This window comes from Curtobacterium sp. 24E2 (assembly GCF_016925595.1).
Taxonomy (GTDB): domain Bacteria; phylum Actinomycetota; class Actinomycetes; order Actinomycetales; family Microbacteriaceae; genus Curtobacterium.
The window spans coordinates 3,524,809-3,545,954 of the sequence record NZ_CP068987.1 but is presented as its reverse complement, the minus strand read 5'-3'; the positions used below and the strand labels follow the sequence as shown (position 1 = coordinate 3,545,954).

The 21,146-nt window shown below is 71.2% G+C and carries 19 protein-coding genes, 1 tRNA gene and 4 pseudogenes; 14 read left to right on the top strand and 10 right to left on the bottom strand.

From position 1 onward, the window contains the following. The first annotated feature begins 55 nt into the window (after nt 1-55). From JN350_RS17355 to JN350_RS17345, 3 genes and pseudogenes are all read left to right on the top strand, one after another. Nucleotides 56-1,477 (top strand): glucose-6-phosphate dehydrogenase, encoded by a 1,422-nt coding sequence (locus JN350_RS17355; RefSeq protein ID WP_205462973.1) that lies wholly within the window; start codon nt 56-58, stop codon nt 1,475-1,477. A gap of 28 nt (nt 1,478-1,505) precedes the next feature. Then, nucleotides 1,506-2,290: pseudogene (locus tag JN350_RS21205) on the top strand (dienelactone hydrolase family protein). Nucleotides 2,291-2,399: 109 nt separating this feature from the next. Next, nucleotides 2,400-2,472 (top strand) — tRNA-Arg (locus JN350_RS17345). A gap of 89 nt (nt 2,473-2,561) precedes the next feature. On the opposite strand, the gene JN350_RS17340 is transcribed toward JN350_RS17345, so the two are convergent. The 6 genes and pseudogenes from JN350_RS17340 to JN350_RS17315 form a co-directional block, all read right to left on the bottom strand. After that, nucleotides 2,562-2,720, bottom strand: coding sequence for a hypothetical protein (locus tag JN350_RS17340; protein WP_194646786.1), 159 nt, complete (start codon nt 2,718-2,720; stop codon nt 2,562-2,564). Nucleotides 2,721-3,229: 509 nt separating this feature from the next. Beyond that, a pseudogene (locus tag JN350_RS17335) lies at nt 3,230-4,319 on the bottom strand (alkene reductase). 41 nt (nt 4,320-4,360) lie between these two features. Further along, a complete protein-coding gene (locus tag JN350_RS17330; protein WP_205462972.1) occupies nt 4,361-4,573 on the bottom strand; it encodes a hypothetical protein in 213 nt (70 codons plus the stop codon). A 51-nt stretch (nt 4,574-4,624) separates the two neighbouring features. After that, nucleotides 4,625-5,065 carry a MarR family winged helix-turn-helix transcriptional regulator gene (locus JN350_RS17325; RefSeq protein ID WP_205462971.1) on the bottom strand — a complete coding sequence of 147 codons (441 nt, stop codon included), beginning with the start codon at nt 5,063-5,065 and terminating at the stop codon, nt 4,625-4,627. Nucleotides 5,066-5,385: 320 nt separating this feature from the next. Then, complete coding sequence (locus tag JN350_RS17320; protein ID WP_461964480.1) at nt 5,386-7,605, bottom strand: MMPL family transporter; 2,220 nt, start codon at nt 7,603-7,605, stop codon at nt 5,386-5,388. A gap of 550 nt (nt 7,606-8,155) precedes the next feature. After that, a complete protein-coding gene (locus JN350_RS17315) occupies nt 8,156-8,794 on the bottom strand; it encodes a TetR/AcrR family transcriptional regulator (RefSeq protein WP_205462970.1) in 639 nt (212 codons plus the stop codon). A gap of 184 nt (nt 8,795-8,978) precedes the next feature. Between JN350_RS17315 and JN350_RS17310 the strand changes: the two are divergent. The 7 genes and pseudogenes from JN350_RS17310 (at nt 8,979) to JN350_RS17285 (ending at nt 13,930) form a co-directional block, all read left to right on the top strand. Then, nucleotides 8,979-10,461, top strand: a pseudogene (locus JN350_RS17310) (mannitol dehydrogenase family protein). Nucleotides 10,462-10,569: 108 nt separating this feature from the next. Beyond that, nucleotides 10,570-11,001, top strand: a complete 432-nt coding sequence (locus tag JN350_RS19910; protein ID WP_240347403.1) for an HTH domain-containing protein — start codon at nt 10,570-10,572, stop codon at nt 10,999-11,001. Nucleotides 11,002-11,039: 38 nt separating this feature from the next. Further along, nucleotides 11,040-11,264: a WYL domain-containing protein gene (locus JN350_RS19905; RefSeq protein ID WP_240347402.1), complete on the top strand. Its 225-nt coding sequence runs from the start codon at nt 11,040-11,042 to the stop codon at nt 11,262-11,264. 95 nt (nt 11,265-11,359) lie between these two features. Beyond that, a complete protein-coding gene (locus tag JN350_RS17300; RefSeq protein ID WP_205462969.1) occupies nt 11,360-11,731 on the top strand; it encodes a VOC family protein in 372 nt (123 codons plus the stop codon). Between the two features lie 38 nt (nt 11,732-11,769). Beyond that, nucleotides 11,770-12,498, top strand: a complete 729-nt coding sequence (locus tag JN350_RS17295; protein WP_205462968.1) for an alpha/beta fold hydrolase — start codon at nt 11,770-11,772, stop codon at nt 12,496-12,498. Beyond that, nucleotides 12,495-13,346 carry an MBL fold metallo-hydrolase gene (locus tag JN350_RS17290; RefSeq protein ID WP_205462967.1) on the top strand — a complete coding sequence of 284 codons (852 nt, stop codon included), beginning with the start codon at nt 12,495-12,497 and terminating at the stop codon, nt 13,344-13,346. The genes JN350_RS17295 and JN350_RS17290 overlap by 4 nt, the downstream gene beginning before the upstream one ends. Next, complete coding sequence (locus JN350_RS17285) at nt 13,343-13,930, top strand: TetR/AcrR family transcriptional regulator (RefSeq protein WP_205462966.1); 588 nt, start codon at nt 13,343-13,345, stop codon at nt 13,928-13,930. The genes JN350_RS17290 and JN350_RS17285 overlap by 4 nt, the downstream gene beginning before the upstream one ends. A gap of 46 nt (nt 13,931-13,976) precedes the next feature. On the opposite strand, the pseudogene JN350_RS17280 reads toward JN350_RS17285, so the two are convergent. Both JN350_RS17280 and JN350_RS17275 read right to left on the bottom strand, forming a co-directional pair. Then, nucleotides 13,977-14,542: pseudogene (locus JN350_RS17280) on the bottom strand (GNAT family N-acetyltransferase). A gap of 9 nt (nt 14,543-14,551) precedes the next feature. Then, on the bottom strand, nt 14,552-15,547 hold the full coding sequence (locus JN350_RS17275; RefSeq protein WP_205462965.1) for an alpha/beta hydrolase: 996 nt from the start codon (nt 15,545-15,547) through the stop codon (nt 14,552-14,554). 113 nt (nt 15,548-15,660) lie between these two features. Between JN350_RS17275 and JN350_RS17270 the strand changes: the two genes are divergently transcribed. From JN350_RS17270 to JN350_RS17255, 4 genes are read left to right on the top strand one after another with little or no spacing between them, the layout of a single operon-like run. After that, the gene (locus tag JN350_RS17270; RefSeq protein ID WP_205462964.1) at nt 15,661-16,572 is read left to right on the top strand and encodes an ABC transporter ATP-binding protein; all 912 of its coding nucleotides are present in this window, start codon (nt 15,661-15,663) and stop codon (nt 16,570-16,572) included. Beyond that, complete coding sequence (locus tag JN350_RS17265) at nt 16,569-17,420, top strand: ABC transporter permease subunit (protein ID WP_205462963.1); 852 nt, start codon at nt 16,569-16,571, stop codon at nt 17,418-17,420. The genes JN350_RS17270 and JN350_RS17265 overlap by 4 nt, the downstream gene beginning before the upstream one ends. After that, a complete protein-coding gene (locus JN350_RS17260; RefSeq protein ID WP_205462962.1) occupies nt 17,417-18,718 on the top strand; it encodes a sensor histidine kinase in 1,302 nt (433 codons plus the stop codon). The genes JN350_RS17265 and JN350_RS17260 overlap by 4 nt, the downstream gene beginning before the upstream one ends. Beyond that, nucleotides 18,715-19,371 (top strand): response regulator, encoded by a 657-nt coding sequence (locus tag JN350_RS17255; RefSeq protein WP_205462961.1) that lies wholly within the window; start codon nt 18,715-18,717, stop codon nt 19,369-19,371. Before JN350_RS17260 ends, JN350_RS17255 begins: the two co-directional genes overlap by 4 nt. 27 nt (nt 19,372-19,398) lie before the next feature. Here JN350_RS17255 and JN350_RS17250 read toward each other — a convergent pair whose 3' ends face one another. Both JN350_RS17250 and JN350_RS17245 read right to left on the bottom strand, forming a co-directional pair. Continuing rightward, nucleotides 19,399-19,590 carry a hypothetical protein gene (locus JN350_RS17250; protein WP_205462960.1) on the bottom strand — a complete coding sequence of 64 codons (192 nt, stop codon included), beginning with the start codon at nt 19,588-19,590 and terminating at the stop codon, nt 19,399-19,401. Between the two features lie 56 nt (nt 19,591-19,646). Then, nucleotides 19,647-21,017: an NtaA/DmoA family FMN-dependent monooxygenase gene (locus JN350_RS17245; RefSeq protein WP_205462959.1), complete on the bottom strand. Its 1,371-nt coding sequence runs from the start codon at nt 21,015-21,017 to the stop codon at nt 19,647-19,649. Between the last annotated feature and the right edge of the window lie 129 nt (nt 21,018-21,146).

Sequence of the window (21,146 nt, the reverse complement as noted above, 5' to 3'; positions counted from 1 at the left end):
GTCACCACCGTAGCGGCCCGGCCGTCCACCGGGGCCGATGAGTACGGTCGGAGGCATGTCGAGCCTCCAGACCAGCCTGCTCATCCTCGGAGCCAGCGGCGACCTGTCCAAGCGCCTGCTCCTGCCGGGTCTCGCGACCCTGCTCGAGGTCAAGGACGACTGGGACGTCCAGCTCATCGGGGCGGGTGTCGAGGACCTCTCCGACACCGACTGGAAGGCGCAGGTGCGCGAGTCCTTCGAGAACGCGCAGGCGTCGAAGAACGAGGGCGACGAAGGTGCGGAGGGCGACTCATCGCTGTCGGAGCGGCTGCAGGCAGTGATCGACGCGTCCTCGTACCGCAAGGCGGACGTCACGAGCGCCGACGACCTGCGCGCGCTGCTCGCCGACTGCGACCACGACCCCGCGATCTACTTCGCGCTGCCCCCGGCCGTGACCGAGAAGAGCTGCGAACAGCTCGCCCACATCGACCTGCCGAAGCGCACCCGCCTGGCGCTCGAAAAACCGTTCGGCACCGACGCCGCCAGCGCCGAGCACCTGAACGACCTGCTGCACTCGTTCATCCCCGAGGAGCGCATCCACCGGGTCGACCACTTCCTCGGCCGTTCGACGGTGCTCAACCTGATCGGGCTGCGCTTCGCGAACCGCATCATCGAGCCCCTGCTGTCCTCGCAGCACGTCGAACGCGTCGACATCGTGTACGACGAGACCCTCGGGCTCGAGGGCCGCGCGCGCTACTACGACAAGGCCGGTGCCCTCACCGACATGATCCAGAGCCACCTGCTGCAGGTCATGGCGGTCGTGGCGATGGAGGCGCCGGCGTCGATCGACGCCGATGACCTGCGCACCCAGAAGGAACTCGTGCTGCGCGCCGTCCGGCCGTGGGGCGGAGACGTCGTCGCCGCCGGCAAGCGCGCCCGGTACACCGCGGGCACGGTCGGCGACCGGAAGCTGCCGTCGTACGCCGACGAGGACGGTGTCGACCCGTCCCTCGGCACCGAGACCCTGGCCCAGCTGACCCTCGAGATCGCGAACTGGCGATGGGCCGGAGTCCCCTTCACACTGCGGTCCGGCAAGGCGCTCGCGAAGCAGCGCCGCGAGATCGTCATCACGTTCAAGGCCTCCCCGCAGGTGCCGGTCGGTCTGTCCGGCGCAGCGCAACCGGACCGGCTCCGGATCTGGATCGCCCCGGACGAGATGCAGCTCGAGCTGAACGTCAACGGCCCCGGCGACCCGTACACGATCGACCGCACCAGTCTCGAGACGACGTTCAACCCCGGACGGCTCAGCGCGTACGGCGAGGTCCTGGCCGGCGTGCTCGAAGGCGATGCGACCCTGTCCGTCCGTGGCGACAGCGCCGTGCAGGGCTGGAAGGTCGTCGGACCGTTCCTCGAGGCGTGGAAGGCCGGCACGACGCCGCTCGACGAGTACCCGGCCGGGTCGAGCGGCCCCGAGGACTGGGACAACATCGACGCCTGAGCCGGACGGCGGCGTAGCGTCGGACGACGTGACCACCATCGAAGACGTCCTGCAGACCGTTCCCGAACCCGCCGGCGCCGACATCCGCGTCGAGCCCGTCCACTACGACCACGAGGGCACCGACCTGCTCGGCGTACTCGCGAAGGACACGGCCATCGCCGGGCCCCGCCCCGCCGTCCTGGTCGTGCACGACTGGCACGGCGTGAACGAGCACGTCGAAGCGCGCGTGACGATGCTCGCCCGTCTCGGCTACGTGGCCTTCGGCGCGGACGTCTACGGCGCCGGCGTCCGGCCCGGGGACGACACCGCCGGCCAGGTCGCCGGTTCGTACTACCAGGACCTGCCGTTGCTCCGAGCACGTGCGACCGCCGGACTCGAGCGGCTGCGGCAGGACCCCGACGTCGACCCCGCCCGCATCGTCGTCATCGGGTACTGCTTCGGTGGCTCCACCGCGATCGAGCTCGCGCGCACCGGTGCCGACCTCGTCGGTGCGGTGTCGTTCCACGGCGGGCTCATCACCCACGAGCCCGCCGACGCCTCGGCGATCCGGGCGAAGCTGCTCGTGCTGACCGGGGAGCCGACCCGGTGGTGCCCGACGACGCCGTGCACGCCTGGCAGGACGAGATGCGCACCGAGCCCGGCGTCGACTGGCAGGTCGTCACGTACGCCGGTGCCATGCACGCGTTCGCCGTGCCGGGGACCGATGCGCCCGACCACGGCGCCCAGTACCAGGAGCGCGCCGACCGCCGATCGTGGCAGGCGTTGCAGGTGTTCCTGGCCGAGGTGTTCGGCGAGGAGGCCGCGGTGCTGTGACGTCGGGGCTCGGCTGTCGCCTCGCGACACGCCGGGTGGAGCGGTCGGGCGGCCTCGATTGGCGCCCGGGCCGGAGCTGTTGTAGAGTCTTCCACGGCCGCAAGGCCACGCGCTCGTAGCTCAATGGATAGAGCATCTGACTACGGATCAGAAGGTTGGGGGTTCGAGTCCCTTCGAGCGCACAGTGCCGGTTGAACGGCATGACACCGAACAGATGAAGGGCCCCGGCGGATTCCGTCGGGGCCCTTCGTCGTTGGTGCTTCAGATCGCCTCACCGACGCTGACGCCCGAGCAGCGCTATCCCCAGAGCGACCAGCGCCACGACGACGAGCGCGACGACGACGAGCAGGGGCAGCAGGTCGACCGAAGCGGTGTCGTGGCAGTCGACAGTCCCGGCGGCACATGATGCGAGGACGGTGGTCGAGGTCATGGTCCGAGTGAAGCACGGCGAGGTCGGATGGGGAACGCGACGACGAGGTCGGTGTTCGCGGCCCTCGATGCGCACCCGATGGTGGCGCTGCTGATCAGTCAGGCCGACTTCGTGAACAGAAATGGTCGGGTTCGTCGGCGGGACCCGACCATTTCTGCTCACGAAGCGCGCGGCATGCGCCGCCGTGCCCGGCCAAACCCCGCCATCAGCTCAGTCGTGTCGCGCGCCTGGTGCGCGGGGCCACGCTCGCCCGGCGTTGCAGTGTTCACTGCCACGATCCGACGAGAAGCGCGTCACGCCCTGGGGCGGTCCGCGAGAAGACGGGAGGCCCGTGGCGGTCTCGCCACGGGCCTCCCGTCCGTCGACCCTCGCCCCCACACCGCGAGGTTCCGAGATCTCGGAACCTCGCGGGCACGCACCGTCCTGATCGGAACCTCGGCGGAACGCGGGCGGGGTGTCGTGGAACCTCGGCGCACCGCGGGCGGCGTGCCGAGGGACCGCGCGCAGCCCTAGACGGCCGCGCGCACCTCGGCCAGCGACGGGTAGTCGGTGTAACCCTCGGCGGTCGCACCGTAGAAGAGCTCGGGGCGGGGCTCGTTGAGCTCCGCGTCCTGCTCCCAGCGGTGCGCGAGGTCCGGGTTCGCGATGGCGGGACGGCCGACGGCGATCGCGTCGGCGATGTCCTGGTCGTGGACGACGGTGATCGCTTCCTCACGCGTCGTCATCGCGCTGAAGCCCGAGTTGACGATGAACGGTGCACCCGCGGTACGGCGGACGTGCTGCACGAGGTCGCCGGTCGGCTCGGCGTGCAGGACGTCGATGAAGGCGAGTCCGAGGGCGCGAGGCCCTCGGCGATCGCGGTGTAGGTCGCGCGGACGTCGGCCGCGTCGTCCTCGATGACGCCCTGGATGCCGTGCTCGGGCGACAGGCGGATGCCGGTCCGGTCCGCGCCGACGGCCTCGGCGACGGCGGTCGTGACCTCGATCGCGAAGCGGGCGCGGTTCTCGGGGAGCCGCCGTACTGGTCGGTGCGGGTGTTCGACACCGGGGACATGAACTCGTGCACGAGGTAGCCGTTGGCGCCGTGGACCTCGACGCCGTCGAGTCCGGCGGCGATGGCGTTGCGGGCCGCCTGCGCGAAGCCCCGCACGGCGTCCTGCACCTCGGCGGTGGTCAACTCGTGGGGGACGGGCATGTCCGCCTTGCCGGTCGCGGTGTGGGTCTGTCCGGGAGCGGCGATGGCGCTCGGGGCGACGATCCGCGGCGTCTGGGAGATGTCGGGGTGCGAGACACGGCCACCGTGCATGAGCTGCATCACGATGGTGCCGCCCTCGGCGTGCACGGCGTCGGCGACGCGGCGCCAGCCGGCGATCTGCTCGTCGGTCTCGATGCCGGGCTGCCCGGGGTAGGAGCGGCCTTCCTGCACGGGCCAGGTGCCCTCGGTGATGATCATGCCGAGGCCCGCACGCTGACGGTAGTGCTCGACGAGCAGGTCGTTCGGGATGCCGTGCTCACCGGCGCGGGTGCGCGTGAGCGGGGCCATGACGACGCGGTTCGACAGGCGCAGGGCGCCGAAGGAGGTGGGTTCGAAGAGCTTCACGAGGGAGGGGAACGTCGTGTTGCTCGGTGCAATTCCCGTCGTCAGTCGCGCGGGCAGACCAGGGTCGACGACCGGACCTGGCCCTCGGGACGGATCACCTGGTGCAGCGAGAGGGGCTTGCCGCAGATCGGACAGCCACGGTCCACCGACCGGTCGTCGACCCCCTCTGGGTGTCCGGCGCCGATCTGCGACGGACCCATCTTGTCGATGAGCGTCGTGTTCCACCGTTCGTACCACTTGCCGAAGCGACCCACGGTGCATCCTTTCGTTCGTGCACGAATCATTATGGCACCATCGGCCACGGATCACACCTGGTCAACGCGTTCCAGGAGTTCGGTCAGGTCGTCCTTGAGTGCTTCGAGGCGTTCCAACGGCCACCCGAGTCGGCCCGCGACCGCCAGGGGGACCGCTCGCGCTCGGTCGCGCAGTGCCCGCCCGGCCGTGGTGAGCGAGACCTCGAGCTGCCGTTCGTCGGCGGCACTGCGCGTCCGGCGGACGTAGCCGGAGGCCTCGAGCCGCTTCAGCAGTGGGCTGAGGGTCGCCGAGTCGAGCCGGAGTTCGCCGGCGATCTCGCGCACCGACCGTGGATCCTGCTCCCAGAGCGCGAGCATCACGAGGTACTGCGGATGCGTCAGGCCCATCGGCTCGAGCAGGTCGCGGTAGAGCCCGATGACGCTCCGGCTCGTGGCCGCGAGGGCGAAGCAGAGCTGCCGGTCGAGCGCGAGCGGGTCGGGTGCGGAGGTCATGCGCCCACGATACCGTTCGCCCACGAAGTGTTCCCGGGGCGCGGTAGGTCGGTGCGGGTCGGTGCGGGTCGGTGCGGGGGTGCTTCCATGCATGAGCAGGATTCGACAGAACACCAGTCGATCGACGCGTGTTCTGTCGCACGTTGCGGACGCATCAGATGCGTGTGTATGTTCCGACGTTCCACGCGTCGATCAACGGGTGGATCGTCGGAAGGTGCGGACGCATGCGTCCGGCCGCCGGGCGCGGGGTGGGCGCACGCACGGGAGGCCCGGGGCCGGTCTCGTGGACCGGCCCCGGGCCTCCAGGCTGGGTGCGTCGACTACGCGCGGTGCGCGGGCGGGTGCCCCGACTCGTGCGCGTTGGCGTCCGGCGCCACCGAGAGGGCGTGCGACCCCGTGTGAGTGTCCTCGTGACCGGGCTGACCGGGCTGACCGGGCTGACCAGGCTGGCCGGGCTGACCGGAGGTCGGGTGCGACCGCTCGAGCTTCGCGCCCTCGACGTCGACGTCCGGCACGATCCGGTCGAGCCACTTCGGGAACCACCACGCGCTCTGGCCGAGCAGGTGCATGGCGGCCGGGATGAGCAGCATGCGGACGACGAACGCGTCGATCAGCACACCGAACGCCAGGCCGAACCCGATCGGCTTGATGGTGGAGGAGTCCGAGAAGATGAAGCCCGCGAACACCGAGATCATGATGATCGCCGCTGCCGTGACCACCGCGCGACCGGCGTGCAGCCCGCGCTGGACCGCGACCTTCGCCGAGGCGCCGTGGGCGTAGGCCTCACGCATGCCGGACACCAGGAACAGCTGGTAGTCCATCGCCAGGCCGAACAGGATGCCGATCTCGATGATGGGCAGGAAGCTCAGGATCGGCGCCGGGTCGTGCACGCCGAACACGGAGCCGAGCCAGCCCCACTGGTAGATCGCGGTCAGGCCACCGAAGGACGCCATCACGGACAGGATGAAGCCCGCCGTCGCCGTGATCGGGACCAGGAAGGACCGGAACACGATGATCAGGATGATGAGCGACAGGCCGACGACCACCACGAGGTAGAGCGGCAGGACGTTCGACAGCTTCTCGGACACGTCGATGTTGGCGGACGCGTTGCCCGCGACACCGAGCGTGACCGTGCCGTCGTCGGTCGTGACGGTCTGGTCGCGCAGGTCCTTGACCAGGTTCTCGGTGGAGATGCTGTCGGGACCGCCGCCGGGCTTCACCTGGAACGCGATGATGTCGCGGTCCGACGAGGTGCCGATCGGCAGGACGGCCTTGACGTCGTCGTTCTTCGCCAGGGCCTCACCGATGGTGACCTCGGTCGCGGTGACGTCGGACTTGCTGATCGAGTCGGGCAGCGTCGCGACGACGAGCAGCGGGCCGTTCTGACCGGCACCGAACTCCTCGTCGAGGGCCTTGTACGCCTTGTACTGGCTCGAGTCGACGGACTCGGATGCACCGGTCGGCAGGCCGAGGCGCATCTGCGTCGCGGGGAGTGCGATGGTGCCGAGCACGGCGACGCCGGCGACGAGCGTGACGATCGCGCGCCAGGTCTTCATCGGCTTGTTCGGCACCCGGGTCGAGCCGGTGTTGCCGATCTTCGTCCGCTCCTTCTTGCGCAGGATCCGCATCCCGATCAGGGACAGCAGCGCCGGGGTGAACGAGGTGGCGATGAGGATCGCGAAGAACACCGCGACCGCACCGACCGTGCCCATGAGCCCGAGGAACGGGATGCCGGTGATGTTCAGCGCGAGCAGGGCGACGATGACGGTCGCACCGGCGAACACCACGGCGTTGCCCGAGGTGCCGTTCGCGAGGCCGATGGACTCGTGCACCTGCATGCCCTGCTTCAGCTGGGTGCGGTGTCGGTTCAGGATGAAGAGCGAGTAGTCGATGCCGACCGCCAGGCCCAACATCACCCCCAGCACCGGCGTGACCGAGATGAACTCGACCAGGCCGGAGAACGACAGCGAGGCGAGTGACGCCACGCCGACACCGAGCACGGCGCTGACGAGCGGGATCGCCGCACCGATGACGGTGCGGAGCATCAGGAAGAGCACGAGCGCGGCGATGACGACGCCGACGATCTCGCCCGGGCCGAGGATCGACGGCACGCCCTGCGCGATGTCGTTCGACACGTAGACGTTCACGCCGCTGATGTCGGCCGAGTCGGCGTCGTCCGCGATGGCGGTCTTCGTGTCGGCGGGGACCTCGTAGGTCGACTTCGTGAACTGGACGGTGCCGATGACGGCGCTGCCGTTCGACGACACGAAGCGGACGTCCTTCGACAGGTCGAGGAGCTTCGAGCCCTGCTCCAGCTCCTCGGAGCTGTCGTCGAGCTTCTTCGTGTTGGCGTCGATCGTCTTCTGGGCTTCGGCGATCTGCTGCTCGCCGGCATCGATCTGCGCCTGCTGCGCGTCGATCTGTGCCTGGGCCTGCTGGAGCTGCGCGGCCGCGGCCTGCGCCTGCGCTGCGGGGAGCGCTGCACCGGCGGCCTCGGCCTGGGCCTTCTGGGCGTCGAGCTGGGCCTGGGCGTCCTCGATCTGCTGCTTGCCGGAGGTCAGCTGCGCCTTCTGGGCGTCGAGCTGGTCCTGGCCGGTCTCGAGCTTCGCGCGGCCGTCGGTGATCTCCTTGCGGCCGTCGACGATCTTCTGACGCTGCTCGTCGAGCTGGTCCTGGGTGTCGAAGCCGCTCGTCGCGCCCTTGACGCCGTCGAGCTTCTCGACCTTGGTCAGGAAGTCCGCGACCTCCGACTTCTGCGCGTCGGTGAACGCCTTGCCGTTCTTCGTCTCGAAGACGATCGTGCCGTTGCCGCCGTTCGCGGACGGGAACTTGTCGGCGAGCCTCGTCCTGCACCTGGCTGGTCTTGGTGTTCGGGATCGAGATCGCCGACGAGATCGTGCCCGAGAACAGGCTGTAGGTGACGCCGGCGACGGCCATGATCACCACCCAGGTGATGATCACGAGCCAGTGGCGTCGTGCGGAGAACCGTCCGAGACGGTAGAGGAGACCGGCCATGCGGTTGCCCCGTTCCTTTCGTTGCAGGTGCTGTGTGGAGCGGGGTGCGCCGGTGGACCCCTGGGGAGGGAAGTGTCAGTCGGTGGGCATGTAGCCGCTGCGGACGCTGTGCACGAGTCGTGCCAGCAGGGCGTCCCAGGCGGCGACGGACTGCTCGTCGACAGCGGGGCCGGAGGTGGCCAGCCAGTGTTCCGCGATCACGACGATGCCGCTCATGAGCGACTCGACGAGCAAGGCGGCGTCGAGGGGATCCGCCGCCGGGTAACGACGTGCGACCTCGTCGCGGAGTCGTTCGGTGACCCGTGAGAACGCCGTCTGGGTGAGGACCGCGGCCTTCGGGTCGTCCTTGCCCGGGTCGCCGAGGATCCGGTACATGCTCGAGATCGCGGCTGCCAGGTCGGCGCCGCGTGCGGCGGACTCGAGCTCGTCGAACATCGAGGCCCGGCTGCCGTCGCCGATCGGCGTCCGCGCCATGTCGGCGAGGAACCGGTCGATGATCACGGACAGCTCCTGCTCGCACACGGCCAGCAGGACCTCGTCGAGCGAGGCGAAGTGGTTGAACACCGTCCGCCGCGCGATGTCGGCCCGTGCTGCCAGGTCGTCGACGCTGAACTCGCGGCCGCCGCGTTCGTCGACCAGGTCGCGAGCCGCCTGCAGGATCGCCGCACGGTGCTTCGCCTTGAGGGCGGCGCGGCGGTCGGTCGTGAGGGTCACGAATGAGAACACTAGGTGCATCGATGCACTCGGTGCAACGACTACGAGTGCATCCTCAGGTTCGTACCCCGGGATGGAAACTCGGTTCTGAACAGATGTGCGCATGGTTGACTGCACCCAGCACGACCGCCGGTGCGACCGGTGGCGCGTCCGCCAGAACGACCGCCGTACGAAGGAGTACCCGATGCCCGTCCGCCTGTCCCCGGAGACCCTCGACGAGATCGCCGCGAGCGGTGTCGCCGTCCCGACCTACGACCGCAGCGGGATCACCGCCGGCATCGTGCACTTCGGCGTCGGCGGCTTCCACCGCGCGCACCAGGCGATGGTGATCGACCGGCTGCTCCAGCAGGGCGAGGCGCGCGAGTACGGCATCTGCGGCGTCGGTGTCCTCGAGCAGGACCGCCGGATGGCCACGGCCATGGCGGAGCAGGGCGGACTCTACACGCTCGTCCTCAAGCACCCGGACGGCACCCGCGAGTCCCGTGTCGTCGGCAGCATCGTCGACTACCTGCTCGCCGTCGACGACCCGGACGCCGTGGTCGAGAAGATGGCGCACCCCGACACCAGGATCGTCAGCCTGACCATCACCGAGGGCGGCTACAACTTCGACCACGTCACCGGCGAGTTCGTCGCGGACGAGCCCGGTGTCGCCGCCGACCTGCGCGGCGACGGACCGCCCCGCACCGTGTTCGGCCTGGTCGTCGAGGCCCTGCGCCGACGGCGTGACCGCGGCGAGCAGCCGTTCACCGTGATGTCGTGCGACAACATCCAGGGCAACGGCCACGTCGCCCGCGACATGTTCACCGCCTACGCGCGCCTGCAGGACCCGGCGTTCGCCGACTGGATGGACGAGCACGTGTCGTTCCCGAACTCGATGGTCGACCGGATCACCCCGGTGACCGCCGACGAGGACCGCGCCTGGGTCCGCGACGAGCTCGGCATCGACGACGCCTGGCCCGTCGTCGCCGAACCCTTCTTCCAGTGGGTGCTCGAGGACGACCACCCCGCAGGGCGACCGCCGTACCAGGACGCCGACGTGCAGATCGTCGAGGACGTCGAGCCGTACGAGCTGATGGAAGCTCCGGCTGCTCAACGCCTCGCACCAGGGCCTGTGCTACTTCGGGTACCTGTCCGGGTACCGCTACGCCCACGAGGCCACGCAGGACCCGGCGATCGCCACGTTCCTGCGTCGGTACATGGACGAAGAGGGCTCGCCGACCCTGCACCCCGTGCCCGGCATCGACCTCGGGGACTACAAGTCCACCCTCATCGAGCGCTTCCAGAACCCCGAGGTCCGCGACACCCTGGCCCGGCTCTGTGCCGAGTCGAGCGACCGGATCCCGAAGTGGCTGCTGCCGGTGGTCCGCGACAACCTCGCCGCCGGCCGGCCCGTCACGCTGTCCGCCGGCATCGTCGCGTCGTGGGCGCGCTACGACGAGGGCACGGACGAGTCCGGCGAGCCGATCCAGATCGTCGACCGGCTGGCCGAACCGCTGCACCGCATCGCGCTCACCCAGCGCGACGACCGGCTCGCCTTCATCGCGAACCGGCAGGTCTTCGGCGACCTGATCGACGACGAACGGTTCGTCGCGGCGTACCGCGACGCCCTCGACGGGCTCATCGCCGACGGCGCCCACGCCACGGTCGAACGCTTGGCGCGTTCCTGACCCGGGTCGCGCCCTGCGCGTGACCGGACGGCGGACGGGAGGCCCGGTGCCGGCTGGCACTGCGCCTCCCGTCCGGTGCCCGGTGGCGTCACGGGCTATGGTCGCGTCGTGAACCGGACCGACCGCCTGTACGCGCTCGTCGAGGAGCTGCGCGCCGCGGCGCCCGCGCTGCGGAGCGCGCGCCGACTCGCCGAGCGGTTCGGGGTCAGCGTGCGCACGGTGGAGCGGGATCTGCTGTCCCTGCAGCAGGCCGGGGTGCCGATCTGGGCCGAGCCGGGGCGGACCGGCGGGTACACGATCGACGCCCGTGCGACGCTCCCGCCGCTCGGGCTGACCGTCGACGAAGCGCTCGCGGTGGCGATCGGCCTCGGCACGCTCGCCTCCAGCCCGTTCCGCGACGCGGCGCGCAGCGCTGCCCGCAAGGTCACCGCGGTGCTCGCCGAAGACGACGCCCGACGGGCAGCGCGACTCGCGAGCCGCGTGCACCTGCTGGAGTCGGGGAGCGCACGCCTGCTCCCACGGCGCTCGCCGGGGCGCTGACCGGCGGGCGCGTCGTCCGGATGCGGTACCGCGACGCAGTGGGCGCGGAGACCGATCGCGTCGTCGAACCACTCGGGTACATCGGGAAGGGCGAGGACTGGTACCTCGTCGCGTGGTGCCGGTTGCGCGACGGCGTCCGTGCCTTCCGTGGTGACCGGGTGCTGGCGGTCGAGGAGACCGACGAACAGGCCCCGCCCCGGGTGGTCCGTCTCGACGAGCTCGACATCCCGCACGGCGTGCTGCGCCCCGTGCTCGGGGACTGAGGCGCCCGATTCGCCGAAACACCGACAGGACGGTGTCGCGGCGGTCGCGCATGCTCGACGAGTCCGGTCAGGGTGGCCGGCCAGGAGGGCACCCCGTGCAGTTCGCATCCATCCGGATCATCACCGACGACCTCGACGGGATGGTGCGGTTCTACGAACGCGTCACCGGGACCGAGGCCCGGCGGCCCGCACCCGTCTTCGCCGAGATCGTGACCGGAGGCGCCGTCCTCGCCCTCGCGACCCCGGCGACCGTTGCGATGCTCGGACCGTCCGCGCCGGAGCCCCGCACGAACGCCGGCGTGTTCCTCGAGTTCGTGGTGGACGACGTCGACGCTGCGTTCGCGGGGTTGCGCGGTGACCTCGACGACGTGGTGCTGCCGCCGACGACGATGCCCTGGGGCAATCGGTCGGCGCTGTTCCGGGACCCCGACCGCAACCTCGTGAACCTCTTCAGCCGCCCCGCTTGACCGTGTATTCTGTCAGTCACTGACAGAATCGAGTGCACATGCAGCTCCACGTCGAGTCCCACGGACACGGCCCGGTCCGGGTCGGACTCGTGCACGGCATCCTCGGATCGGCGCTGGTGTGGCGCGACCTCGTGTCCCGTGCCGACCCGGATCGGTACACGTTCCTCGTGCCGGATCTGCGGGGTCACGGCGAGAGCGACCGCGCGGCGTCCTACACGCTCGCCGCGTTCGCCGACGACCTCGCCGAGACGCTGCCGCAGGGGCTCGACGCCGTCGTCGGACACTCGCTCGGCGGACGGGTGCTGTTCGACGCCGTCGACCGGTTGCGCCCGGCCCGCGCCGTGTACCTCGACCCCGGCTTCCACCTGCGGGCACCGGGGCGGAGCGTGCTCGGTCGGGCGTTCTGGGCGCTGCCGGGTCTGCAGCCGGTGCTCGTGCAGGCGTACGACCGCACCGATCCGCGATGGGGTCCGGCGAACGTCGCCCGGGCCGAGGAGAGTCACCGGCACTGGGACCGCACGATGCTGCGCGACGTCCTGCGAGCGGTCGCGACGACCCCGGTGGCGCCGACCGCTCCGTTCGTGCCGTCGACGCTCGTGCTCACCGACGACGGTCGACACGTCGTGCCGGCGGCCGAGGTGCCGGTGTACGAGCGCCTCGGGTGGGACGTCGAACGGGTGCGCGGGGTGCACCACGACCTCGCGATGGAGGACGCCGCGCGCACGATGCGTCTCCTCGACGACGTGCTCGGCGGGGCCCGCGCATGAGCGTCACCACGGTGTTCGGCGGGGTGTCCAACGTCCTCGTCACGGACGGCACCACCTCGCTGCTCGTGGACGGCTTCTTCAGTCGTCCCTCGTTCCCTCGGCTGATGCTCGGCCGGCTCCGACCGGACGTCACCCGGATCGAGGACGCACTCGCACGGTTCGACGTCGACCACCTCGATGCCGTGCTCGTCTCGCACTCCCACGCGGACCACGCCCTCGACGCGCCCGTGGTCGCGGACCGGACCGACGCGGAACTCGGCGGCTCGGCGTCCACCCGGATGATCGCCACCGGGTACGGGCTCGACCGCGTGCCCTTCCGGGAACTCCACGACCGCGAGTCGTTCGCGGTGGGGGCCTTCACGATCACGCCGCTGCACGCCCTGCACAGTGACGGCGACGCGGTCCCCGGCGAGATCACCGAGCCGGTCACGCTGCCGGCCCGGATGCGTGACTTCCGGACCGGCGGCTGCTTCTCGTTCCTGTTCGAGCACCCGGACGGATCGGTGCTGGTCCACCCGACGGCGAACTGCATCCCCGGAGCGTTCGCGGGGCTCCACGCCGACACCGTCTACCTGGGTGCGGGCGCCGCCGGCGCGAAGCCGACGGCCTGGATCGAGCAGTACTGGCAGGAGACCGTCGGCGCCCTGCACCCGAGCATCGTCCGACCGGTGCACTGGGACGCGTTCTGGCGTCCGTTGACCCGTCCGCTCAGGCCGCTGCCGAAGAAGCTCGACCGCCTCGACGTCACGATGCGCGCGTTCTCACGCCTGGCGGACGCCGATGGTGTCGACCTCCGGCTGCCGGAGCTCTGGCAGCGCGAGACCGTCTCCGCGCGGTCGGCGTCGTGACCGGGGTCCGGGCGGAGAACCGCCGGGCGACGGAGCGTGGGGTCGAGGACGCCGCGGTCGCGCTGGTCGGCGCGCGCGGGTTCGACGTCGTCACCGGGGCCGAGATCGCCTCCGCGGTCGGCATCACCGAGCGCACGTTCTTCCGGTACTGCGCCTCGAAGGTCGACGCGTTCCTGTTCGTCTCGCGCGACGTCCACGACGCCGTCACCGCAGCGGTGACCGCCCCGATGACGTTCGGTGCGTTGACCGAGGTGATCGCCGAGGTGCTCGCGACGTTCGAACGCGATCGCCACGACGACATCGAGCGCCTGGTCCGGGTGCGCGCGCTGCTCGTCGCCGATCCGGTGCTGCTGTCCGCGGTCCTCGAACGGGACGCTGCGCAGACGCTGGAGCTGCACCGTGCGTGGGGCGGCGCCGATCGGTTCGCGGTGCCGTTGGCCCTGCTGGCGCTGCGTGCCGCGTTCGACGAGTGGGCGGAACGCGGCGCGGGGGATCGCTCGGCGCGGCGTTCCGACGCACGTGCGCCGCGCTGCGGACGGCCACCGGCGGCTGATCGCACGTCATGCCCTGGACGCGTCCACTGACGATGCGGGAGGCTCGTGGCGGGCGTGACCCGCGCCTCCCGTCCGCTCAGCTGTCAGGGAGCACGTCGTCGTCCCACGGCACCGGCGTCGTCTCGCCCGTCTCCCAGTCGTGGCGCAGGATCCCGTACCCGACCGAAGCGACCGCGCGGCCGCCTTCGACCGGCCACCCTCGCGGTAGTGCGCCTCCTTGACCCACCCGGCACGCACGAAGACCCGGCGCATGGCCGTGTTGTCCTCGCGGGTCTGGCCCTCGAAGCGGGTCACCGACGGCAGGGTGCCGAAGACGTGGTCGGTGACCGCACGCAGTGTCGGGACGCCGAGTCCGCGACCGCGGAACGCGCCGGCGATGCGCAGGTCGAACAGCGGGACCGGGTCCTCCAGGTCCTCGAGCCGGACGAACCCGATGCGGCCGTGCTCCGTGTGGTCGACCCAGTACGAGTCGTGCTCGTCGTCGCGGTAGGAGCCGGAGTCCACAGCCTGGACGGCCTCCGACCGGTTCCACGTCCGCCGCACGTGGAACGGGAAGTCCTCGGTCGACAGGAAGTCGACGAGGGCGTCGTGGTCGACCCCGATCGGGTCGAGCCGGGTCAGCCGGACGGAGCGCTCGGTCATGCCGTCACGCTAGCGGGGCCGCAGCGTGGTGGCCCAGCGTCCGATCGTGTCGTACGCCTGCTCGCGCACGTCGGGCGCGGACAGCACCACGTCGTGCACGGCTCCGGGCAACCGCCGGACCGTCACCTCGTTGCCGAGCGACAGGGCGCGATGGGCCACCGTGTCGACGTTCAACGCGACGTCCGCGTGTGCCATCCCGGGGTCCCACCGGGGCTGCAACATGCTCTTGTCGCTGAGCATGACCAGGACGGGGACCTGGATGTCGAGCCCGTGCTCGACCGTCTCCTGCCCCGTGAAGACCGCCGCGAGCCAACCGGGGTGCAGGGGGAACCCGCGGTCCGGCCGCCACTGCTGGTCGTACGTCCACGAGCCCTCGCCCGCGGCCGACACGGTGCGCGTGTAGAAGCCAGGGTCGACGGCGGGCATCGGGGCGAGGGGGTTCCGCTTGGCGCCGAGCTTGATGACGGGTGCGACGATCGCCCGGCCGACGGCAGTCGCCTGGAACTCGAGCCACGGACTGTTCAGGACGATGCCGTCGACGAGTTCGGGGTGGCGCGCAGCCCACAGCGACAGGGTCAGACCGCCGGTGGAGTGCCCCATCAGCACGAGCCGCCGCTCGCCGGGGCCGGGGTGCTCGGCGGACACCGCGTCGAGCGCCGCGGCGATGTCCTCGTCGTACACCGCCAGGTCGTCGACGTTGCCCGGGGTCTGGTGGGGGCGGAGGCTCCGGCCGTACTTCCGCAGGTCCAGCGCGTGGAAGCGGGCCCCGAGCCGTTCGACCCGCTCCGCCAGCTCGGTCTGGAAGAAGTAGTCCGACCACCCGTGCACGTACAGCACGTCAGCGCCGTGCAGCGGTCCGCGCCCGTGCAGCAGCAGGTCCGTCGGGGTGTGCCGACGACGGACGAGGGTGGCGACGACCGGCCCCTCGGAGTCGGTGCCGAGCGGCAGTTCGAGTCGCTCGTAGGGCGCCCCGAGGACGTCCTCGTGCCACCGCTGGACGACCATGACCCCACCGTATCCGGCACCGCTGCGGGTGGTACCGGGGTACCACGGGCGCTCCGCGGACATCGTCTGCGACGGCGATGTGGCGGACCCGGTCGTCTCCGTACCGTTGCCGCATGATCGAGATCCAGAACCTCTCCAAGCGCTACGGCGAGAAGGTCGCCGTCGACGACGTGTCCTTCACGGTGCGCCCCGGCGTCGTCACCGGCTTCCTCGGTCCGAACGGCGCGGGCAAGTCCACCACGATGCGCGCCGTCGTCGGACTGGACCAGCCGACCTCGGGCACCGCCCACGTCGACGGACGCCCCTACCGCGAGCTGCGCGACCCGCTGCGTCGCGTCGGCGCACTGCTCGAGGCGAAGGCGGTCCACAAGGGACGCAGCGCCTTCGACCACCTGTCGGCGCTCGCCGCGACGCACCGGATCCCGACGGCCCGTGTGCACGAGGTCATCGGGATGACCGGCCTCGAGAACGTCGCGAAGAAGCGCGTCGGCGGGTTCTCGCTCGGCATGGGGCAGCGGCTCGGGATCGCGGCGGCCCTGCTGGGAGACCCGCAGACGCTGATCCTCGACGAGCCGGTCAACGGCCTCGACCCCGAGGGCGTCGTGTGGGTGCGTCGGCTCGCCCGCAGCCTGGCGGCCGAGGGGCGTGCGGTCTTCATCTCGAGCCACCTGATGAGCGAGATGGCGCTGACCGCCGACCGCATCGTCGTGATGGGTCGCGGCCGGGTGCTCGCGGACATGGACATCGCGGACCTGGTCGCCGCCGCCACGGAGCGGTCGGTCACCGTGCGGACGCCGGAGCCCGAGCGGCTCCTCGACGCGATCGCCGGCCCGGACGTCACGATCGGCTACGAGGGCGACGGCGCGCTGCAGGTCCGTGGCCTCGGTGCCGAGCAGATCGGCGAGGCAGCCGGTGCCGCGGGGATCGTCCTGCACCAGCTGGCCACCACCGAGGCGAGCCTGGAGCAGGCCTACCTCGAACTCACGCACGACCAGGTCGAGTACCGATCGGAGGTGGCCCGATGAGCGCGGTCACGAGCAACGCCGTGCCTCGGCACGAAGCGTCGGGCATCCACTTCTCCGGCGTCCTGCGCTCGGAGTGGATCAAGCTCCGCTCGCTGCGGTCGACGGCGTGGAGCTTCCTGCTGGTGCTCGTCCTGCCGATCGGTATCGGCGTGCTCCTGGCGGCCTTCGCGGACACCGGCGGTCAGGGGCTCACCGGTGACGCGGCTCGGAACGCGCTCGTCCTCTACAGCACGAGCGGCACGATGCTCTCGTCGCTGATCGTCGCGGTGATCGGTGCCCTCGTCGTCACCGGCGAGTACGGCACCGGCATGATCCGCTCCTCGTTCGCGGCGGTCCCACGGCGGTCGGTCGCACTGGCGGCGAAGGCGATCGTCCTCGCCGTGGCCGTCTTCGCCACGAGTGCCGTGAGCGTCTGGGCCACTGCGTTCATCACGCTGCCCATCGCCGCGGGGCGGAACGTCGAGGCGTCGCTGGACGCGAGCGTCGCGATGCCGTTGCTCGGCGCCTCCGTCTACCTGACGCTCATCGCCCTGCTCGCCTTCGCGGTCGGTGTGGTCCTGCGTTCCACAGCCGGCGCGATCGCCGGGGTCCTCGGCCTGACGCTGGTCGCCCCGGTCATCGTGCAGCTGGTGCAGTCGTTCACCGGAGCGGACTGGCTCGGCACGCTGACCAACCTGCTGCCGCAGAACGCCGGGCAGCCGCTCATGCAGTTCGGCACCGAGGTGACGTCGGGGTGGCACGACGGCGTCCTAGCCTTGGGGGGATGGAGCGGATTCGCGGTGCTGCTGGCCTGGGTGGTCGTCGCCTCGGTGACGGCGCTCGCCCTGGTCGAGAAGCGGGACGCGTGACCCCTGCCGACCTCGCCCCCGGTGCCGTCCAGGACGGTGCCGGGGGCATCGCCCTGCCCGATGCACCCGGCCGGCTCCGGCGGTTCTGGGCGCGCAACCCGATCCTGACCGACGCGTTGCTCATCGTCTTCTGGGGTGCGATCGAGGTGGCCGTCGCGCTGCGGAGCACGTGGCAGGTCGACGGCAGCACCGCTGCGCGGGTCACCGTCGTCGTCCTCGTGCTGATCGCGGTCTCCGGCATCCCGCTCCGGCGCACGCACCCCGCGGCGACGGCGGTGCTCGGGCTCGCGTCCGTCGTCGCCATGACCTGGACGGAAGCGGGCTACTCCCCGGCGCTGTTCACGGTCTACGCCGCGACCGTGTGGTGGTCGCGTGCCGCCGGGTGGTGGACGGCCGCGGTCGCCGTCGTGCTGGCCGCGGGGGCGACGGCGCTGCGCGTCTTCGTGGTCGCGCCGGGGTCCGGAGGACTCGCGGACGTCCTGTACCCGCAGCCCACGACGTTCCTGCTGGCAGCGGTCCTGATCGGCGTCAACGTGTCGAACCGCCGTCGCTACACGCAGGCGCTGATCGACCGCGCGCACCAGCTGGCCCGGGAGCGCGACCAGCAGGCGCAGCTCGCCACCGCCGCGGAGCGGGCCCGGATCGCGCGGGAGATGCACGACATCGTGTCGCACTCGCTCACGGTGATGGTGCGGCTGGCCGAGGGCGCGGCGGCCGGGGCGTCCGCTGGGTCTCCCGCCGGGGCGTCGTCCGGTGGGGGCGAGTCCGCAGCGACCGCGGCCATGCGCGGAGTCGCCGACGTCGGCCGTGGCGCGATGGGCGACATGCGCCGCATGCTCGGGGTGCTCGGCGGCGACGGTGAACCCGCGCTCGCGCCGCAGCCGGGCGTCCACGACGTCCCGCAGCTCGTCGACCGGTTCCGTGCGCTGGGCACGCCCGTCGCCCTCGAACGCGTCGGCGTCGTCCCCGACGACGATGCCCTGCAGCTCGCCGTGTACCGGGTCGTGCAGGAGGGCCTCACCAACACCGCCCGGCACGCGCAGCACGTCCGATCGGTGGACGTACAGGTGGCCGCGTCCGCCACCGAGGTCACCGTGGTCGTCACCGACGACGGACGGACAGGAGGCCCGACTCGGCCCGACGGGTCGGCGCACGCCACGACGGGGTCGGGTCGAGGGCTCATCGGGATCGAGGAGCGCATCCGCGCGCTGGGTGGGCAGGTGCGCGCGGGCTCCCGCGACGGCACCGACGGTTGGCAGATCCGGGCGACGATCCCGGTCAGGACGGAGGACCGATGATCCGCGTCGCGATCGTCGACGACCAGCAACTCATCCGGACCGGGTTCCGGCTGCTGCTCGAGGCACAACCCGACATCGAGGTCGTCGGTGAGGCCGGCGACGGCGGTGCGGGCGTGCGGCTCGTCCGTGCCCTGCGTCCGGACGTCGTGCTGATGGACGTCCGGATGCCCCACGTCGACGGCGTCACGGCGACGGCCGCGATCGTCGAACAGGTCCCCGAGACCCGGGTGCTCGTGCTGACGACCTTCGACCTGGACGAGTACGCGTTCGGCGGCCTGCGTGCAGGGGCGAGCGGGTTCCTGCTCAAGGACGTCAGTGCCGCGCAGCTCCTCGACGCCGTCCGGTCCGTGGCAGCGGGCGAGGCCGCGGTCTCACCGCGGGTCACGCAGCGGATGCTCGAGCTGTTCGGTTCCGTGCTCCCCGACGACCGGCCGGCTGGTCCGGACCCGCTGGAGCCCCTGACCCCGCGGGAGCGCGACGTGCTGCTCGCGATGGCCCGCGGGCTGTCGAACCCCGAGATCGCCGCACACCTGGTGACGAGCGAGTCCACGGTCAAGACGCACGTCGGGCGGGTGCTCGGCAAGCTCGGGCTGCGTGACCGGGTGCACGCGGTGATCTTCGCCTACGAGCACGGTCTCGTGCCGCGGTCCTGACGGGGCGCCGATCGCGTGGCGGCGCGGTCAGCTGCGGGGTGCGCGCGAGAAGAACAGGGTGATCGCGCCGAGGGCGATGGACGCCACGATCAGCACCCAGGCGAGCACGGGGACCAGCCCGTCCCACGGGGTGAACAGGAGCACGACGCCGATCACCAGCACGCCGGCGGCGGCGATCAGCACGAGGCGGTGCGGTCTTGCCGGGTGGGTTCTGGTCACATGTGCACCGTACGCGTCGGGACTGCGGACGGGCGGAACGCCGATGCGCCCGGCGATCAGGCTCGGGCGTCGACTCCGCGGCGGTGCCGTGCCGCAGGGTGGCGGCTCGGCAGTCGTGACGGCCCGCCGCCCTGAACGCGCTGGCGAAGCGTCTCGCCGTCGGTGTACCGCTCGGGCAGTCGGCCGCGTTCCCGCAGCAATGGGGTGACGTGGGTCGCGAAGTCGCGCACGGTGTCGAACGAGTGGTACTGCCGCAGGTTGATGCCGTCGATCCCGTCGTCGTCCAGCCAGCCTTCGATCTGTTCGGTGACGGCCTCGGGGACACCGGCGGCCCAGAAGGCGCCGTGCCATGCCTCGTTCACCCGGTCCAGGAGCTCTCCCACGGTCTGGTCCAGGGCAACGCGGCCGACCAGCCGCTCGCCGCCCTCCACCCCTTCGGCCTCGAGTGCGTCCCGGACGGTGCGGCCACGCGGGTGCGCGAGGGCATCGAAGGGCACGCTCCCGTGGATGAGGGGGCCTTCCTCGCTCTGGAACGCGCGGTACTGGGCGACCTTGTCGTCCACGTCGCGCTGCGTCGGCGCGGTGATCACGGCGGCCTGCGTCACGAACTTGACGTCGTCACGCTCACGGCCCGCTGACTCGGCGGCGGCCCGGACGGCGTCAGCGGTGCGCTCGACGCCGTGCCCGCCGGTGAAGACGACCTCGGCGTGCCGGCCCGCGCGGGCGATGCCGGCCGGCGAACCGGTCGCCAGGAACAGGGTCGGGGTGCGCTGCGGCGACGGCTCGGACAGGTGCGGCCCGGCGACCCGGAAGTGCGCACCGACGTGGTCGATCGGGTGGACCTTCGCGGGGTCGGTGTACATCCCGCGTTCGGCGTCCCGCAGGACGGCGCCGTCCTCCCAGGAGCCCTCCCACAGCTGGTACAGCACCTCGAGGTACTCGTCAGCGATCTCGTACCGGGTGTCGTGCGGGATCTCGGTCGCCAGGCCGAAGTTGCGGGCCGCGTTCGGGAGGTAGCTCGTGACGACGTTCCAGCCGACGCGGCCGTTGGTCAGGTGATCGAGTGTCGACATCCGTCGCGCGAACGCGAACGGTGGCTCATAGCTGGTCGAGAAGGTGATGCCGAAGCCGAGGTGCTCCGTCACGGCCGCCATCGCCGGGACCACGAGCATCGGGTCGTTGTTCGGGATCTGCAAGCCCTCGCGCAGCGCCGGTGCCGCGGAGCCGCCGTACACGTCGTAGGCCCCGAGGACGTCGGCGATGAACACCGCGTCGAACTGCCCGGCCTCGGCGGTGCGCGCCAGCTCGGTCCAGTAGCGGATGTCCGTGTAGCGGTGCCGGTTGTTGGCGGGCAGGCGCCACAGCCCGTGGGTGATGTGGCCGACGCAGTTCATCTCGAACACGTTGAGGAGCAGACGTTTCGGCATCCCCCGAGCGTAGGAACCGACGCCGGATCCCCGGTGTTCGTGACGGAGTGCTACGTGCGCGGCGACGTCATCCGACGGCACAGAGCGGACCAGGTGTGACGCCGGATGTCCGTCCGTTGCGGAGTGTTG

Coding starts and splice junctions, on each gene's coding strand:
- JN350_RS17325 (WP_205462971.1), bottom strand. CDS start 5,065: ATGACCTCCGCACCCGACCCGCTCGCGCTCGACCGGCAGCTCTGCTTC.
- JN350_RS17245 (WP_205462959.1), bottom strand. CDS start 21,017: ATGCCGAAACGTCTGCTCCTCAACGTGTTCGAGATGAACTGCGTCGGC.
- JN350_RS17295 (WP_205462968.1), top strand. CDS start 11,770: ATGCAGCTCCACGTCGAGTCCCACGGACACGGCCCGGTCCGGGTCGGA.
- JN350_RS17270 (WP_205462964.1), top strand. CDS start 15,661: ATGATCGAGATCCAGAACCTCTCCAAGCGCTACGGCGAGAAGGTCGCC.
- JN350_RS17275 (WP_205462965.1), bottom strand. CDS start 15,547: ATGGTCGTCCAGCGGTGGCACGAGGACGTCCTCGGGGCGCCCTACGAG.
- JN350_RS17255 (WP_205462961.1), top strand. CDS start 18,715: ATGATCCGCGTCGCGATCGTCGACGACCAGCAACTCATCCGGACCGGG.
- JN350_RS17265 (WP_205462963.1), top strand. CDS start 16,569: ATGAGCGCGGTCACGAGCAACGCCGTGCCTCGGCACGAAGCGTCGGGC.
- JN350_RS17340 (WP_194646786.1), bottom strand. CDS start 2,720: ATGACCTCGACCACCGTCCTCGCATCATGTGCCGCCGGGACTGTCGAC.
- JN350_RS17290 (WP_205462967.1), top strand. CDS start 12,495: ATGAGCGTCACCACGGTGTTCGGCGGGGTGTCCAACGTCCTCGTCACG.
- JN350_RS17355 (WP_205462973.1), top strand. CDS start 56: ATGTCGAGCCTCCAGACCAGCCTGCTCATCCTCGGAGCCAGCGGCGAC.